16 protein-coding genes, 3 tRNA genes and 1 other annotated feature are annotated in these 16,326 nt (G+C 32.4%); of the genes, 16 read left to right on the plus strand and 3 right to left on the minus strand.

Going from position 1 to position 16,326, the window contains the following annotated elements; genetic code table 11:
• The first annotated feature begins 304 nt into the window (after window positions 1–304).
• Window positions 305–2,287: a fructose-1,6-bisphosphatase gene (locus LKE46_RS02290; RefSeq protein WP_291718055.1), complete on the plus strand. Its 1,983-nt coding sequence runs from the start codon at window positions 305–307 to the stop codon at window positions 2,285–2,287.
• A 12-nt stretch (window positions 2,288–2,299) separates the two neighbouring features.
• Here the strand turns inward: LKE46_RS02290 and cls are convergent, their stop codons facing one another.
• Window positions 2,300–3,733, minus strand: coding sequence for a cardiolipin synthase (cls, locus tag LKE46_RS02295; RefSeq protein ID WP_291718057.1), 1,434 nt, complete (start codon window positions 3,731–3,733; stop codon window positions 2,300–2,302).
• A gap of 268 nt (window positions 3,734–4,001) precedes the next feature.
• On the opposite strand from cls, the gene LKE46_RS02300 reads away from it, so the two are divergent.
• From LKE46_RS02300 to LKE46_RS02340, 9 genes are all read left to right on the plus strand, one after another.
• Window positions 4,002–4,397 (plus strand): HNH endonuclease, encoded by a 396-nt coding sequence (locus LKE46_RS02300; RefSeq protein WP_291718059.1) that lies wholly within the window; start codon window positions 4,002–4,004, stop codon window positions 4,395–4,397.
• Between the two features lie 142 nt (window positions 4,398–4,539).
• Window positions 4,540–4,719, plus strand: a complete 180-nt coding sequence (locus LKE46_RS02305) for a hypothetical protein (protein WP_291718061.1) — start codon at window positions 4,540–4,542, stop codon at window positions 4,717–4,719.
• A 157-nt stretch (window positions 4,720–4,876) separates the two neighbouring features.
• Window positions 4,877–5,311, plus strand: a complete 435-nt coding sequence (locus LKE46_RS02310; protein WP_291718062.1) for a CBS domain-containing protein — start codon at window positions 4,877–4,879, stop codon at window positions 5,309–5,311.
• A gap of 39 nt (window positions 5,312–5,350) precedes the next feature.
• Window positions 5,351–5,585: a binding site (T-box leader), on the plus strand.
• Between the two features lie 145 nt (window positions 5,586–5,730).
• The gene (locus tag LKE46_RS02315; RefSeq protein WP_291718064.1) at window positions 5,731–6,246 is read left to right on the plus strand and encodes a tryptophan transporter; all 516 of its coding nucleotides are present in this window, start codon (window positions 5,731–5,733) and stop codon (window positions 6,244–6,246) included.
• Window positions 6,247–6,397: 151 nt separating this feature from the next.
• Entirely contained in the window at window positions 6,398–6,595 is a 198-nt protein-coding gene (locus LKE46_RS02320) for an alpha/beta-type small acid-soluble spore protein (RefSeq protein WP_291718066.1), read from the plus strand.
• Window positions 6,596–6,674: 79 nt separating this feature from the next.
• A complete protein-coding gene (locus LKE46_RS02325) occupies window positions 6,675–8,192 on the plus strand; it encodes a hypothetical protein (protein WP_291718069.1) in 1,518 nt (505 codons plus the stop codon).
• Between the two features lie 150 nt (window positions 8,193–8,342).
• Window positions 8,343–8,933 carry an ECF transporter S component gene (locus tag LKE46_RS02330; protein WP_291725524.1) on the plus strand — a complete coding sequence of 197 codons (591 nt, stop codon included), beginning with the start codon at window positions 8,343–8,345 and terminating at the stop codon, window positions 8,931–8,933.
• 75 nt (window positions 8,934–9,008) lie between these two features.
• Complete coding sequence (locus LKE46_RS02335; protein ID WP_291718071.1) at window positions 9,009–9,971, plus strand: P1 family peptidase; 963 nt, start codon at window positions 9,009–9,011, stop codon at window positions 9,969–9,971.
• Window positions 9,972–10,242: 271 nt separating this feature from the next.
• Window positions 10,243–12,090, plus strand: a complete 1,848-nt coding sequence (locus LKE46_RS02340; RefSeq protein ID WP_291718073.1) for an EAL domain-containing protein — start codon at window positions 10,243–10,245, stop codon at window positions 12,088–12,090.
• Between the two features lie 48 nt (window positions 12,091–12,138).
• Here LKE46_RS02340 and LKE46_RS02345 read toward each other — a convergent pair whose 3' ends face one another.
• Entirely contained in the window at window positions 12,139–12,834 is a 696-nt protein-coding gene (locus tag LKE46_RS02345; RefSeq protein ID WP_291718075.1) for a radical SAM protein, read from the minus strand.
• Between the two features lie 106 nt (window positions 12,835–12,940).
• Here LKE46_RS02345 and LKE46_RS02350 point away from each other — a divergent pair, with 106 nt between their 5' ends.
• From LKE46_RS02350 to LKE46_RS02375, 6 genes are all read left to right on the plus strand, one after another.
• Window positions 12,941–13,327 carry a GtrA family protein gene (locus LKE46_RS02350; protein ID WP_291718077.1) on the plus strand — a complete coding sequence of 129 codons (387 nt, stop codon included), beginning with the start codon at window positions 12,941–12,943 and terminating at the stop codon, window positions 13,325–13,327.
• Window positions 13,328–13,430: 103 nt separating this feature from the next.
• Window positions 13,431–13,505, plus strand: a tRNA-Gln gene (locus tag LKE46_RS02355).
• Window positions 13,506–13,510: 5 nt separating this feature from the next.
• A tRNA-Lys gene (locus LKE46_RS02360) sits at window positions 13,511–13,586 on the plus strand.
• Window positions 13,587–13,610: 24 nt separating this feature from the next.
• A tRNA-Leu gene (locus LKE46_RS02365) sits at window positions 13,611–13,695 on the plus strand.
• Between the two features lie 130 nt (window positions 13,696–13,825).
• A complete protein-coding gene (locus LKE46_RS02370; protein WP_291718079.1) occupies window positions 13,826–15,010 on the plus strand; it encodes an SAM-dependent methyltransferase in 1,185 nt (394 codons plus the stop codon).
• 42 nt (window positions 15,011–15,052) lie between these two features.
• The gene (locus LKE46_RS02375) at window positions 15,053–15,535 is read left to right on the plus strand and encodes a hypothetical protein (protein WP_291718081.1); all 483 of its coding nucleotides are present in this window, start codon (window positions 15,053–15,055) and stop codon (window positions 15,533–15,535) included.
• Here the strand turns inward: LKE46_RS02375 and LKE46_RS02380 are convergent.
• Window positions 15,519–16,238 carry a polysaccharide deacetylase family protein gene (locus LKE46_RS02380; RefSeq protein ID WP_291718083.1) on the minus strand — a complete coding sequence of 240 codons (720 nt, stop codon included), beginning with the start codon at window positions 16,236–16,238 and terminating at the stop codon, window positions 15,519–15,521. The genes LKE46_RS02375 and LKE46_RS02380 overlap by 17 nt on opposite strands.
• Window positions 16,239–16,326 lie beyond the last annotated feature (88 nt).

Below are 16,326 nucleotides of genomic sequence, written 5' to 3' on the forward strand. Positions count from 1 at the left end.
GTATAAAACTATTAAAAATAACTAAAAAACATGTTGATACAGATTTAAAAATATTGTATAATAGTCTCGTAGAGAAGTTAATCGCCCACAATCTTATAATTAAATATTTGACTATGCCTGTTGATTTTTTATTCAATGGGTATATTTTTTTATAATATTTTGATTCAACTATATCAATAAAAGAATTGTGATATACTAAATATAAAAATATAGTATACAATACTTTAAAAATATATTATAATTAATTTAGTATAACATTATTATTAGATAAGTTTATTAAATCAATTATGTGGGGAGAAATGGCATGATGATTAATAGTTTGAATAGTGATTTGATTGAAAAAGATTTAAGGTATTTAAAACTTCTTTCCAAAGAATATCCTACAATATCCAGTGCAAGTACGGAAATTATAAATCTTCAGGCAATATTGAATTTACCAAAAGCGACGGAACACTTCATAAGTGACATACATGGTGAATACGAATCATTTACACATGTGCTCAGAAATGCTTCGGGGGTAATAAAGAGAAAGATAGATGATGTTTTTTTAGATACACTTACAGTCAGACAGAAATCTGAGCTGGCAACCATTATATACTATCCTGAAGAAAAACTTCGGATCATTAAAGATAAAGGGGAAAATTCGGACGAATGGTATTCTAAAACATTGTATAAACTTATACAATTATGTAAAAATGTATGTTCCAAGTATACACGCTCGAAAGTCAGAAAGGCGCTTCCCGGAGATTTTGCATATATAATAGAGGAGCTTCTTCATGAACAAGGGGATAAAATAGATAAAAAAGCTTATTACAGTGAGATAATAAGAACTATAATAAATATACAAAGGGCAGATCAGTTTATTATAGCTATTTCAAAAGTAATACGGGATCTTGTAGTGGATAGGCTCCATATTGTAGGTGATATATATGATAGGGGACCTGGAGCCGAGATAATAATGGATGCACTTATGCGTCATCATTCTGTTGATGTACAGTGGGGAAACCACGATGTACTGTGGATGGGGGCTGCTTGTGGATGTCAGGCATGTGTGGCAAATGTACTGAGGATATCGTTAAGATATGCAAATCTCAATACAATTGAAGAAGGATATGGTATAAACATACTGCCTCTTGCTACATTTTCAATGGAGTTTTATGGAGACGATCCATGCAAAGACTTTATACCAAGGACTTTGGACAAGAGTATAAACAGTAAGGATATGATTTTGTTTGCCAGAATGCACAAGGCCATAACTATTATACAGTTTAAGCTTGAAGGTAATATAATAAAAAATCATCCTGAATTCAATATGAAAAACAGGCTGCTGCTTGATAAAATAGACATAAAAAATAAGCAGGTGGAAGTAGATGGCAAAATTTATGAAATAAATGATACAAACTTTCCTACTGTAGATTGGAAAGACCCATATAAATTGACGGATAGAGAGGCATGTCTTATAAAAAAACTTACACGCTCATTTGTGAATAGTGAAAAATTACAGAGGCATATAAGATTCTTATATAAAAAGGGAAGTATGTATCTTGTATATAATTCAAATGTAATGTATCACGGGTGTATACCTTTAAACAGGGACGGAAGCTTTAAAAAAGTCAATATAGGTGGAGTTTGCTGCAGTGGGAAAAGTTTTTTAGACAAGTGTGATGAAATTGTAAGAAATGCATATTTTGAAGAAGGTAGTATAAAAAAAATTAATATGGACATGATGTGGTATATGTGGTGTGGAGAGGATTCACCTCTTTTTGGAAAAGAAAAAATGACCACCTTTGAAAGATATTTCATAGATGATAAAACTACACATCATGAAGAAAAAATTTTTTATTACAAATATAGAGACAATGAGGATGTCTGCAAAAACATACTTGAAGAATTTGGACTTTCACCTGAGCATTCCCATATTATAAATGGACATATACCTGTAAAAACAAAAGATGGTGAAAGTGCGATCAAGGCAAATGGAAAACTTCTTGTAATTGACGGCGGGTTTTGTAAAGCGTACCAGCCTCAAACAGGTATAGCAGGCTATACCTTGATTTATAATTCATATGGATTCATGTTGACTTCCCATGAACCATTTACTTCAATTAAAGATGCAGTACAAAATGATAAAGATATAATATCGTCAACCAGGATACTGGAACATGTTGTAAATAGAAAGCGAGTTGCAGATTCGGATATAGGAAGGGAATTAAAAAAACAGGTTTCAGATTTAGAGAGGCTTCTGATTGCATATAGAAAAGGTTATATTGAAGAAGTCAGAAAATAGGATGTCACTGCATTAAAGCAGAGATGAAAATATTTTGCAAAAGGCTTCAAAACCCCTTACTAGAGGTGGCAGGGTATTAAAATAATCTTCTGTCACCTTTTTACTGTTCATGATATCTTGAAAAAACAGGTTTTCCAGCTCCTCTGTAGATTCCTCATCATAAATTACGGCATTTATTTCATAGTTCAATTCGTAGCTGCGAATATCCATGTTTGCAGTACCTATGGTGCATAATTTCCCGTCTATACTGGTCGTTTTGGCATGAATAAAGGATTTGCTGTCATAGAAATAAATTTTTACTCCATTTTTTATTAGATCTTCAAGATATGTTCTGGAAGCATAGTAGACAAGTACATGATCGTACTTTCCAGGAAATACTATGCGTACATCTATTCCGCTCAATGAGGCAACTTTTAAAGCATTCAATATGCTTTCAGTAGGGATGAAGTAGGGGGTTGTTATATAAATATGATTTTCGGCCATACTTATCATTTTAAGTACTGCTTGTTCAATAGCCGGGAATTCAGAATCAGGTCCGCTTTTTACAAGCTGCATAAGTTTGCCGCCTTGATTTTTTACAGAGGAAATAGGTGGAAAAAACTCTTCGAAGTTTCCGTCGTAAAAAAAGTATTCTCTGTTTGCAGCTTTTATAGTTGCAAAATCATCTATAAAAACGGCTTGAAGACCGTAGGTAAAATCCCCTTTTACCATGAGGTGTGTGTCTCTCCAATATCCGAATCTGCTTTTACCAAGGTATTCATCGCCTATGTTGATGCCGCCGACAAAGCCAACATATCCGTCAATAACCACGATTTTTCGGTGGTTTCTATAATTTATCTGGGTATTTATGTTTTTTAAAATAGGAGCTAAAAAATACGAGTATTGAACTACATCTACACCGGCTTTTTTCAGGTCGTTTATGTACTTTTCTCCTAATTTTATACATCCTACCCTGTCAAGTATGAGTCTTACATCTATACCCTCACAGCTTTTCTTTATTAGAATTTTTTTGATTTTCCTGCCTATAGTATCATTTTTGATAATGTAATATTCCATGTGGATATGATGTTTTGCTTTTAAAAGTTCTTCCTTTAAATATTCAAACTTTTCCATTCCGTTCTTAAATATTTTCACATTATTGTTTACAAATAGTGGGGATTCGCTATTTCTGGACAGTAATTCAATCAGGGGTCTGTAGGTATCGTCTTTTACACGCTTTATTGCTTCATCTATGAGCTTTTCTATATTTATATTTGTTTCATCATGCAGTTTGTGCCTTTTCCAGTTCCTCCCTAAGAATATGTAAGCTATTAATCCTACAAGTGGTAGAACTATGAGAACTGCAAGCCAGGCAATTGTCTTTTCGGGATTTTTCCTTTCAAGTACAATTACCACAACTGATACCAGTATATTTATTAGCATAATTGCAAATAGACCGTATTTCATCTGTATTACCTCCAGAATGAAGTTTATTGAAGTTTATTATATCATCTTTTCATAAATTTAGGATAATTATAATAAAATAGAATTAAAGAAACTGCATAAAATTTTAACATGTATTAAGTAATAATTAATATTTTGTAAAACATATATATTGTGATCCTAAAATGTGATAATTATAAGTGAAATTAGCTTGAACCTATGTTATAATAGAAATAAATCAATGAATCTTTAAGATATCTCTATATAATTTAAAAAATTAGGAGGCGACCTATTGCTGAAATGCGAGATTTGTGGTAAACTAGCTGATAAACATCACATAGTTTATAGAAGTCAAGGCGGAGTTGATTTTCCGTTAAATTTCAAATACCTTTGTCCAGAACATCATAGGGGAAAGACGGGACCTCACAAAAATAGGAAGGTTGATTTAGAGTACAAGCTTGAAATGCAAGATAAACTTGAAAATATATTATGTAAGGAGTTCTATACTCTAGATGAATTGGTAAAATTACTGGAGATAAATAAAGGTATGTTAAAAAGGCTTCTCAGAGAATATAAATTATATAAAGAAGGTTATAAGAGTTCAGACGTAATATTTAGACTGATGGGAAGAAAGAAATACACGAAATATATGCTTGAAGAATATTATGATTTTATAGCAAGACTTTAGCAGCATTTTGAAAATATAATATTGATTTATGATAAGTAATGTAAATGACAAGTGAAGACAGACTAGACACTTGTCATTTATTGTAAATTAATATGTTTCTATTATTAAAATTTATTAGGTTAGGTAAAGGGGGCTGTTAATTATGAAGGAGAACATACTCATATTACTGACACTGGACGAAATAAGCAATATTACAAAAGGATTAAAAATTGCAGTTAATTCTGTATCTCAAGGTGATACGGAAATAGATGATAAGCTGGAGAGTAATATAGAAGACGTATTAAAGAAGTTAATGCATGTTGAGGCTGAATGTTCTAGATAACGAAAACTTCATGTTGTAATATTAGGTTTAGAACTCTTGAATTAGGGAAGTATATGCTTCCCTAATTTTAAGGGTTATATTAAAATTTACTGTTTATTCTTGTTATTCCTTAAGGTGTAAACAATAATAAAAATATGAATATAGAGAGGATGATATTATGAATATAGCATTTTTTCTTACACCTAAGAAAGATGTAGTTTATGAGAGTCCGGATTCTACCATGATGCACATATTAAAAAAAATGGAGACATATAGGTACACAGCTATTCCTCTTGTAGACAAATTTGGAAAGTACAAGGGAACGATTACAGAAGGTGATCTTCTCTGGAAATTGAAAAATTCTCCTCATCTTACGTTTGAAAATACTGATAGAGTTTTATTGAAAAATATAGAGAGAAATATAAACAACAGGCCGGTTCATATAAATTCAGATATGAAAGATCTTATATCTCTTGCAGAAAACCAGAACTTTGTTCCTGTGTTGGACGACAATGAGATATTTATAGGAATTATAAAGAGAAGTGATATAATAAACTACTGCTATAGGGAAATGTTGACTGCTCATGAAAAAGTTTTAACAGCAAATCCATGATTTTATATTGACAACCTACAATTTAAGTGATATCATGTAAACAATCCTTTGACAGGGAAGAGTAGTTATATGACTTAGTTCAAGAGAGTTTAGAATGGTGGAATCTAAATACGATAGCATATAGTGAATGGACCCTAGAGGAGTAAAACGAAATCTGAAGAGAGTAGTAGTTACCGTAAGCCATACGTTATAATGGAGAAGACATGTTAGTGTCTGATTGAGAGATGCCTTTAAAGCATAACTTAGGTGGTACCGCGGATAATCCGTCCTATTTGTAGGGGCGGCTTTTTTATTTGCAAAAATTTACAGGTGGTGTTCATTATGCTATGAAAGTATAAAAGAAATAATTTTATTTGCAATAGTTAGTATATTTTTAATTTAGTGAGAATTATATTTGTAGTTTGAAGGAGAGTGTTATCATGAATTTGAAAAAGATGATTATAAATTCTATATTACTTGCCATAGGTGCTATACTGCATCAAATTGTACCGCCAATTCTGTTTGGAATGAAGCCTGATATTTCACTTGCAATGTTGTTTATAATAATTATATTTAACAGAGAATACAAGACATGTCTTGCTGCAGGTATTGTAGCAGGAATTTTAGCTGCAGCAACTACTACTTTCCCGGGTGGACAATTTGCCAATGTAATAGACAAGTTTATTACAGTAAATGTAATGTTTGCAATTTTGAAGCCGCTTAGAGATAGAATAAACGACCAGGTGAAAGTTATAATTATTACTGCATTAGGAACGATAGTGAGTGGATCTGCTTTCCTAACTGTTGTATTGTTTACAGTAGGATTGAACGGAAGTTTTATTATGTTTTTCCTGTCTGTAGTTTTACCGGCAGCACTTGTAAATACCATAGTAGCAGTTTGTCTGTTTAATATTATAAATGTTGCTGTAAAAAGAGGTGCAATAAAACAGGCATAATCATAATTATTAAAAAATGATTATAAATCTAATAATTTACTTAAATTCATATAATTTTATAGTTTATAAATCTTAAAAGTGCACAAACTCTATATACAACAATTAGTAAAACTTAAATTTAAAATCTGTCGAATTAAAGGAGGAATTAATTATGGCACGAACAGGAAACAAAGTATTAGTTCCAGAAGCAAAGGCAGGTCTGGATAGATTTAAGACGGAGGCTGCAAGGGAAGTCGGTGTTACTTTAAAAGATGGCTATAATGGAGATATAACATCTCGAGAAGCCGGATCTATAGGCGGACAGATGGTTAAAAAGATGATAGAGGCTTATGAAAATACTTTAAAGTAATGCTGAAAGAAAACTGGATGGCTGTAGTGTCATCCGGTTTTTTCTTTCATATAAGTATGAACTGGAGGTAAAATTATAAATGCCAGAAAAATATTGGCCGGAAACCATAATACTATGGGGAGCAGGAGCTACAAAATATTTGGGACTTCATACCACAAATGGGTTAATGAAAATAATTTTTAAAATTATAAATAACGATTTCTCCTTTTTAGGAGATAAAGATGGAAGATTACAGAAGGCCTTTAAAAAATTAGTGACGGAAGAACTTGTATATAATAAAAAACTTTCTGAAATATATGATTTGGAGGCATTGGCAGTCATATTGAATACAAATCCAGGATTTAGCATGAATGAACTTTTTACAATGATTGACCAACTCATAGGAAATAACATGGGCTTTAATGCATTTGTTGACAATAAGACAGAGTTTTTGAGGGTCGAAAGAATAAAATCTGCAAGAAGATGCCTTATGCTGCTTATTGAAGAACTCGAAAGAATTAGCGTACAAAATGAGCAGGGATGTTTTGACAGAGAAAAAATTGAGCCATATTATGAATTCTCAAAAGTGCTGTCCAAACTCATGGTGGAGGAGGGAAAAGAATTTGATAGAAGAGGCTATAAGAGGAATACAAGAAGATTTTATATGTATTCCTATGGAGTAATATCCTTCAATTGGGATCCAACCCTGCTCTGGAATTTGTATAATGCACAAAGAGAGGAGAATAAAAAAGAAATAAAATTACAGGATAATTTGAATCTAAAATTATCAAGTGATTTTGGAATCCAGATAGCCTCTTCTGCAAGAGAAAACAATGATTCCGAAATATGGTATACGCCAGATGAGTCCAAATGCAGGATAGTCAATGACTACAAATATCCTTCAAGAGTGCTGCGAATGGGGAAAATATTGTTTCCACATGGTATGTTTGGTTCAAGGATTTGTCCAGAATGTGGTAAATCCATAATAAATTTTTCCGATAATTTTAATAGATTGTCAACAGAAATTTTTGGACCTTCCCTGATACACGAATTGCAAATAGCATGGGAATATAAGACGGAAAAAGAAAAGAGATATAAAAGGGGAGCGATAGAGTGCCCATATTGTGGACAGATAACTTATCCTTATGATATGCCTATTATAATGCAGACACTGGCAGGTAAGGATAGTATAACGCCGCTATGTGAGATAAAAACCGAGATGGGACTGCTTATGAAAAATGCAAAGCACATAGTGTTTGCGGGGTACAGTCTCCCTATGGATGACATAATGGTAAAAACCTTTTTTATGTCTTCGATATCGGGAAATGACAAGAAAAAACTGAAATGTACTGTCGTAAACTATGACTCTGAGTATGACGAAAACTGCAAGTGGTTGGAAGGAGTAAAAATAACAGATTATATAAATAGGAAAGCCGGCACATCCACTGCTAGATGTATAAAGAGCATATGTGACGTATTCAGCGTGGAGAATATAAGAGTATCGCTGGAGGGTATACCTGATGTATTCATGAAAAACGGGACTTGCAGCAGAGATGCCGTAATAGATCTGCTGTACCCGGAGAAATACTTTAGAGAAGGATTCCCTATAGAAAGATAACATATTGTTAAATTTAAAACAATATTATATTGAAAAAATAATATTATGTGATAAAATAAAATTGTCAGTATTTGATTTAAAACTGAACTAAATTTTATAAAAGGAGGATTCCGCATTTATATCCTTATGGGAATGACAGCGGAAAAAATTATGGAAAGACAAATAAGAACTTGGTCAAAGATCAGTGTAAGACAGTTGGCTATAATAGGCATGTTGTCGGCAATTTCAATTGTTCTTGGTGTAACGAGGCTCGGGTTTATACCAATTCCACCTGTAAATGCAACTATAATGCATATACCTGTTATAATAGGAGCGATTCTGGAAGGACCATTGGTGGGTGGATTTGTAGGACTTATATTTGGTATATTCAGTATTATACAATCGATTACGGCGCCAACGGTAGTTTCATTTGCATTTATAAATCCACTGGTATCGGTACTGCCAAGGGTGCTTATAGGAATAATATCCTATTACATCTATTCTGCTATAAGAATAAACAACAAGTTTATTCCAACAGCAATTGCTGCTTTGGCAGGATCTCTTACTAATACTATTGGAGTTTTGGGTGCTATTTTTATCATATATCTGGCTCCTTATGCAAAAGCATTGAACTTGAGCATACCTGCTGCAAAAAAAGGAATACTTACGGTGGGAGTAATAAATGGAATCCCAGAAGCGGCGCTATCTGTTGTTATTACAGTAGCTGTTGTAGGGGCTGTAAATAAAATGAGACATAAATAATATAAATGATAAATGAAGTCCTGAGTACATATGCTTGGGGCTTTTGAATTTGAGCTGGTTAAAGGGGTGTAATTTATGAATGAAATTTCTTTTACAAGTATAGATGGAATAAGAATAGGAAATGCTCAAAGCTTGAAGGGACAGACTGGATGCACTGTTGTAATATGTGAAAATGGTGCAACCGCTGGGGTAGATGTAAGGGGAGGCTCGCCTGGTACACGTGAAACTGATCTTCTGAATCCCGTAAATTTTGTTGATAAAATTCATGCAGTTGTTCTTTCAGGGGGAAGTGCTTTTGGACTTGATGCCGCAAGTGGTGTGATGCAGTATCTTGAAGAGAAGGATGTAGGGTTTGATGTAAAGGTTACAAAAGTTCCCATAGTGTGCAGCGCGGTATTGTTTGATCTGAATATAGGAGACTATAAAATAAGACCTGATAAAGTTATGGGATACAATGCATGTAGGAGCTCTGAACTCAATATATGTGAAAATGGAAATGTAGGAGCCGGAACGGGAGCTACTATAGGCAAGATACTGGGACCAGAGCATTCAATGAAAGGTGGACTTGGAACTTTTGCTGTCCAGGCAGGAAATTTGAAAGTCGGTGCGGCAGTTGCAGTTAACTGTCTTGGTGATATAGTAGATCCGCATACAGGCAATATAATAGCTGGTGCGCTGAAAAAAAATGGTAGATGCTTTGCGGACAGCGAAAAAATTATGCTTGGGCAATATTCTGAAAAGAAAAATTTATTCAGTGGGAATACAACTATAGGTGTTGTGGCAACCAATGGAAGATTTACAAAATCAGAAATGAACAAGGTGGCTTCAATGGCCCATGATGGATATGCCAGAACCATGAGACCGGCTCATTCAATGTTTGACGGAGATACTATTTTTACTATGTCTACAGGAAATGTAGAAGCTGATATGAGTGTGGTTGGATTTCTTGCTGCGAAAGTTGTTGAAAAAGCAATAATAATGGCGATTAAAAGTGCAGAGTCAGTAAATGGATATAAATCTTATAATGAATTACAGTAAAATTCCATTGTAATAATATAATAAATAAAGTCTATTTTATATAATTTATTTATGGTAAAATAAAAGAAAATAATAGTTCGATATCTTAATTGTGCGCCATAAGAGATAAATTATTCCTGGGAAGGTAAATTCTGTAGCAAATATGGAATTAATTATAAATATTGGATATAGGATTCATAAGTCCCTGTAAAATTTGTAAAGGATTTTAACAAAATTTAAGAACTTTAAAAATTGAAATAAAATATAAAATAGATGATAGTTGGTGTAAAATATGAAGCTAGGATTTTCAAAAGTTATAAGTTTATCTGAGCTTAAAGCTCTGATTAGGAGTTTTTATAAATTAACAGGTATAATGTGTTTGATAAGATACAATGGAAAAAATTTGAGTGTATTTTCAAATAAAAATTTACTTGCTAATTTTAGGTTCAGTAATTATGATAAAAATATAATTGATCAAATCAAAAATCATAATAAATATGGGTTGTTCAAGAGTAAGAGCGGCCTTATGTATGTAGGTATACCGGTATATATTGAAGCTGAACTGGAATGTCTCATTTTTACTACACCAATATTTTATAAGACACCTGATATGAAATATCTTAACGATGAAATAATTATATCAAAGCTGGAAAAAGAGAAAGTGCTGAACTGCATACATAATATACCATTATTTGAGAATGAAAAAATTATGGAAATGATAAAATTTCTCTATAACATGGTGAATATTGTAAAAGAAATCACACCTGCAGATGAAGTTAATTATGATAGAGTTTACGGTAAGCTGCACAAAAATACAGAAAAATTCATGGAAGAATACAATAGTGTAAAGAGAAAAGCATATTATGATGAACTTACCAATTTGCCAAACTGGAATTATTTAAAGGAAAGAATTGAAAAATATATATTACTTAATCCTGATAATAAATTTGCATTATTTCACATAGATTTGGATAATTTCAAAAATATAAATGATATATTTGGATACAAATACGGGGATAGGCTTTTGAAGAAGATTGGAAGTATTATAAAAGAGATATACAATAAAAATGCAATAGTTGCAAGAAAGTATGGCAATGAGTTCCTTGTTTTTAAATTGGAAGTAGATTTAGAGGACCTTGATAGGGAAGTTCAGGAATTGCTTAGTATCCTGAGTGGTTTATGGAACCTGGATGGGACTGAAGTACTCACGTCGGTAAGTATAGGTATAAGTATATATCCAGATGGCAGTAATAATGCAATGGGTTTGATAAGAAGTGCGGATATAGCATTAAACAAAGCCAAGTTAAGTGGAAAAAATTCCTATAGAGTATTTGAAAAATCCATGTATGATGAAATTCTGAGAAAAAGTGAAATGGAGAAAGAAATCAGGAAGGCAATAAAAAATGGAGAATTTCTATTGTATTATCAGCCTCAGGTGGATGTAACAAGTAATAAAGTTGTAAGTTTTGAAGCATTGATTAGATGGAATAGTTCCAGGCTGGGTTGGATAAGACCTGATCAATTTATAGGACTGGCGGAAGAAACAGGACTTATAGTTCCCATAGGAGAGTGGGTTTTCAGAGAAGCCTGTATTCAGAATGTACTGTGGAAAAGTGAAGGATATGATTTTGATTTTATATCTGTAAATGTTTCAACAGTTCAGCTTAAAAATAGTAATTTTATTGATATGGTTGAGAAAACACTTGAGGAAACTGGAGTTGATCCGGAATCCATTGAGATTGAAATAACCGAGAGTGTTGCTATGGAGTCTCTGGAAGAGAATATTAGGGTAATAAATAGGTTGAAAGGCATGAATATAAGAATTGCACTAGATGATTTTGGAAGTGGATATTCTTCCTTAAATTATTTAAAGAGTATACCTATAAATACCATTAAAATCGATAAAACCTTCATAGATGGGATATGTGAAGACTCATATGAAAGTATAATAACGGAACAGATAATAAATCTTGCCCATAGAATGAAGCTTGACGTCATAGCCGAGGGAGTAGAATTTAAAGATCAGTTTATACTGCTGAAGATGAAGAAATGCAATAAAATTCAAGGCTATTATTTTGGAAAGCCAATGCCTGCAGAAGATATTGAAGGCATATTGTGTGATAAAGGTGATTTAAACTGATATATAAAATTACGGGTTTTAAAGATGTTTTAAAACCCGTTTAACAAGTTACTTTGTGCTCCCTACTCCAAAATCTGTATTGTTCCACAATATTTCTATGTTTTTTTCTTTTTCTAAAAAGTGAAAGTATCCGTGGAACCATTCTATTAAATTTTCATCCCTTTTTATATTTGTAGAATTTTCTACAAATATATTTATGCATCCATATTCAAAATATTTAAGTAAATATTCAATATCCTGCTTTATCATATCTTTTGTTTGTCCCTGTATTCCAACTAGAAGGCAGATGGATTTGAAATAACGGGAAACTTCCAATGGATTTGAAAATATGGCATTTTTATTTAAGACTTTGTTTCTGAAATTGCTGTCAAAGGTTTCAATCCCACACTTGAATATAATTGGTATTTCAAAAAAATCCTTCATTTCATGAAGTCGGTGTCTATATAGCCAGTGGCTTTCAAAAAATAGCTTATTTATTTTTTTATATGAGATCAGTGACTTTATATCCTCTAAAGTTGGCTTTGGAATTTCAAAACAGCTGCCGGAGTTTATAATTTCAAGGACCCCGTATTTACCTGTGACTTTTTTTAAAACGGATTTATTCAAAGAAATATCTTTTGTAATATCTTTATCGTTGTCATTTATATAGTCACAGAATGAACATTTCCCCCATATGCAGGGAGAGGATTTTAAAAGTACGATTTCTCTTTGGTTTTTTTTATCTATTGTACTGTAGCGTATCACCTGAACTCCTCCTTATATAGTGCAAAAAATTAACAAATATTTAGGGCTTTATTAAGAAATAATTATTAGAATTAGTAATATAATATAAAATGTTAGGGTGATTAAAATGTTTGTAGATATATTCATTAAGAGGACGCAATTTATAAAATATGTTATTTCGGGAATCATAAATACAATTATAACATTAGTAGCATACAATATACTTATTAATTTTGGAATTCACTATATAGCGGCAAACATTGCAGGATATTTTTTGGGGGTTATAAATGGATTTGTATTAGATAGAAAATGGGTATTTAAATCCAATGGGAAAATTGGATTTCTGTTTGCAAAATTTATAAGCGTAAATATTATATCCCTTATGCTCAGCAGCATACTATTATTTGTTCTAGTGAATAACTTTAGTTTAAATAAAACGGCGGCTCAGTTTATATCCACTATCATTACAGGACTAATTAATTATACATTGAATAGATTCTGGACATTTTGTTGAACTTTTATATTGAGCTTATCAGCTGTTTTTCACGTATAAAAATCTATTGACTTTATCAATTCTCTGGAGTAAAATCTATAAATGTGAAATATATGAATTTTTTTGGGGTGTAGCCAAGTGGTAAGGCAATGGACTTTGACTCCATCATTCGTAGGTCCGAATCCTGCCATCCCAGCCAAAGATGGTTCACTAGCTCAGTTGGTAGAGCACATGACTTTTAATCATGTTGTCCGGGGTTCGATTCCCCGGTGAGCCACCAGTATCTTTCAAACTAACTATATATGCAGGTGTGGCGGAATTGGCAGACGCACTAGACTTAGGATCTAGCGCTTTACGGCGTGGGGGTTCGACTCCCTTCACCTGCACCATTATTATTCGGATATGCTGAAGTTTTATTTTTATATTTGATTAGGATTAGATTCAAGTCTAATTCTTTATTTATATAAAAAATATTATTGGATTGTTAATAAAATCATAATGAAAGGAAAAGATGAATTTATGGATTTAGATAGAATATTTTTTTCAAAGTTTCTGAAGAATTTATTTTCAGATACGGTTAAAGTCAAATACTGGGATGGCACTGAAGAAAACTTTGGTGAAGGTCAGGAAAAGTTTACAATAATATTTAATGAAAAGATCCCCAAGAAGGAACTTTTAGGAGATCCCTTTATGACTCTTGGAGAAGGATATATGGACAATAGGCTTGATTTTAAGGGGAATATTAGAGAAATACTTGAATCAGTTTACAAAAACAGGGGAAGCTTTCTGAACAATGCAGGTATGTTTTCAAAATTATACAAGGTAATTCCCAATACGCTTAAAAGAAGTAAAGAAGATATACAGTATCATTATGATGTTGGAAATGATTTTTACAGCATATGGCTGGATAAGACAATGACCTATTCCTGTGCCTATTTTAAGAATGAAAATGATTCTCTATACCAGGCCCAGATCAATAAGGTTCAGCATATACTTAAAAAATTAAATTTGAAAAAAGGTCAGAGACTTCTGGATATAGGATGCGGGTGGGGCGAGCTTATATTGTCCGCTGCAAAACAGTATGGTGTTAAAGCACTTGGAATAACTTTAAGTGAAGAACAGTATAGAAAGGTAAAAGACAGAATAAAAGAAAATAATCTTGAAGGAATAGTAGATGTTAAACTTGCAGATTATAGAGAAATTACAGGAAAAACAGATAAATTTGACAGAATAGTAAGCGTAGGTATGATTGAACATGTGGGAAGAAAAAATTTGCCTTCCTACATGGAAGCGGTAAAAGCAATGCTTGTGGAAGGCGGAATTTCGCTTTTGCATTGTATTACAGCTCAGACGGAATCAGAACCAAATCAGTGGATAAAAAAGTATATTTTCCCTGGAGGATATATACCTTCTATAAGGGAACTTGTAAGTTTAATGGCAGATAATGATCTTCATCTCATAGATGCTGAAAGTTTAAGACTTCACTATTATTTGACACTTAAATGCTGGGCGGAGAATTTTGAAAACAATCTGGATGAAATAAGAAAAATAAAGGATGAAAGATTTATAAGAATGTGGGATTTGTATTTGAATGCCTGTGCAGCTTCTTTTCACTATGGAGTAATAGATATCCATCAATTTGTATTTACAAATGGATTGAACAATGAAATCCCTATCACAAGAAAATATCTTTATGAAGACTAAAATAATTTAAATTGGGATCTTTGAACAAGGAGATGAGCCTTTGTGAGTAGGAATAAAAAAAGATTGATTGCCAGTATAACTATCTTTATTGTAATATTATTGGCTGGTGTAATGTATTATAATAATTATAGGAATAATTCAAGTAAAAATGATATTGGCATTAAGGATAATAATAGTAAAAATATTACAAAGACTTCAGAAGAGAAAACTGCTCCTAAAGCTCAAAAGCTTCAAAAGGACAATCATTCAGGTAAAGGTGAGAGGAGCAATGGCAATTCAACTGCAGCAATTACCGGAGATAATGCAGTAAAACTGGTTAGAAATCGTGTGAAAAGCGATGAACCAAATGCCAGCTTTACCTTTGACCATATTGAAACAAAAGATAATGTAGAATACTATGTCGTACATGCCTTTGACAGTATGGAAGATCACGGGGCTACAACCGGATGGTATTATGTTGATAAATCCACTGGCAAGGTTTATGAATATGATTTGGTCAGCAATAAACTTATTTCGATACCCTGAAATGATATTCCGGGGTATTTTCAGTAATAGGCATGAATTTATAGCCCAGTGATTTATAGTGTTCAATTATTTTTGGAAGTGCATTACATGTGTTTTGATTATTACCACTGCAGTGAGCCAGTAAAAATACTCTATTGGGATTTATGCATTTTTCAGTGCCTTGATTATAGAGTTTATTTACTGGTGTATTGTGGTCAAGTCCATCTGACAGGCATATGTTCCAGTCAAATATTTTGTATCCAAGACAATGCAATTTATTAAAAAGGTCTTCATCCATATGTCCTTTGCTTCCAGAGGGAAATCTTATTATTCTTGGAGAAAAACCCAAAATATTTTTTATGGATTTTGCACTTTCATTCATTTCATTTATAAATGAGTCGGAGTTTTTGTATATTTTAGCGTAATCGTGCGTAAAAGTATGCAATCCAATACTATGTCCTTCATTTTTCATTCTTTTTAAAATAGTCTCTCTCCCATCCAATTTATAACCTATTACGAAAAAGGTAGCTTTTACGTTTTGAGATTTTAAAATATCAAGTATTTCATTTGTGACATCATCACTTGGGCCATCATCAAATGTTAGATATATTAAATTTTGAGAAGTTCTATTTTCATATTTTGCAGTAACTTTTTGTGGAGAAAATAGTATCATTAAAGTGAGTGTCACAATTATAGCATAGGATATAATGTTTTTGAGTTTCATTTTGAAGATCTCCTTTTATGAATTTGCTGCTATACCTTAGTATTGCACATATTGTTTATTTTATTAAATAGATTTTGTTATGGTATTG

It is taken from the genome of Clostridium sp., from assembly GCF_022482905.1.
Classification (GTDB): domain Bacteria; phylum Bacillota; class Clostridia; order Clostridiales; family Clostridiaceae; genus Clostridium_B.

Excerpts from the sequence above, each read along its gene's own strand:
- LKE46_RS02290 (WP_291718055.1), top strand. The coding sequence starts at position 305 with ATGATGATTAATAGTTTGAATAGTGATTTGATTGAAAAAGATTTAAGG.
- cls (WP_291718057.1), bottom strand. The coding sequence starts at position 3,733 with ATGAAATACGGTCTATTTGCAATTATGCTAATAAATATACTGGTATCA.
- LKE46_RS02305 (WP_291718061.1), top strand. The coding sequence starts at position 4,540 with ATGAAGGAGAACATACTCATATTACTGACACTGGACGAAATAAGCAAT.
- LKE46_RS02310 (WP_291718062.1), top strand. The coding sequence starts at position 4,877 with ATGAATATAGCATTTTTTCTTACACCTAAGAAAGATGTAGTTTATGAG.
- LKE46_RS02315 (WP_291718064.1), top strand. The coding sequence starts at position 5,731 with ATGAATTTGAAAAAGATGATTATAAATTCTATATTACTTGCCATAGGT.
- LKE46_RS02320 (WP_291718066.1), top strand. The coding sequence starts at position 6,398 with ATGGCACGAACAGGAAACAAAGTATTAGTTCCAGAAGCAAAGGCAGGT.
- LKE46_RS02325 (WP_291718069.1), top strand. The coding sequence starts at position 6,675 with ATGCCAGAAAAATATTGGCCGGAAACCATAATACTATGGGGAGCAGGA.
- LKE46_RS02330 (WP_291725524.1), top strand. The coding sequence starts at position 8,343 with ATGGAAAGACAAATAAGAACTTGGTCAAAGATCAGTGTAAGACAGTTG.
- LKE46_RS02335 (WP_291718071.1), top strand. The coding sequence starts at position 9,009 with ATGAATGAAATTTCTTTTACAAGTATAGATGGAATAAGAATAGGAAAT.
- LKE46_RS02340 (WP_291718073.1), top strand. The coding sequence starts at position 10,243 with ATGAAGCTAGGATTTTCAAAAGTTATAAGTTTATCTGAGCTTAAAGCT.
- LKE46_RS02350 (WP_291718077.1), top strand. The coding sequence starts at position 12,941 with ATGTTTGTAGATATATTCATTAAGAGGACGCAATTTATAAAATATGTT.
- LKE46_RS02370 (WP_291718079.1), top strand. The coding sequence starts at position 13,826 with ATGGATTTAGATAGAATATTTTTTTCAAAGTTTCTGAAGAATTTATTT.
- LKE46_RS02380 (WP_291718083.1), bottom strand. The coding sequence starts at position 16,238 with ATGAAACTCAAAAACATTATATCCTATGCTATAATTGTGACACTCACT.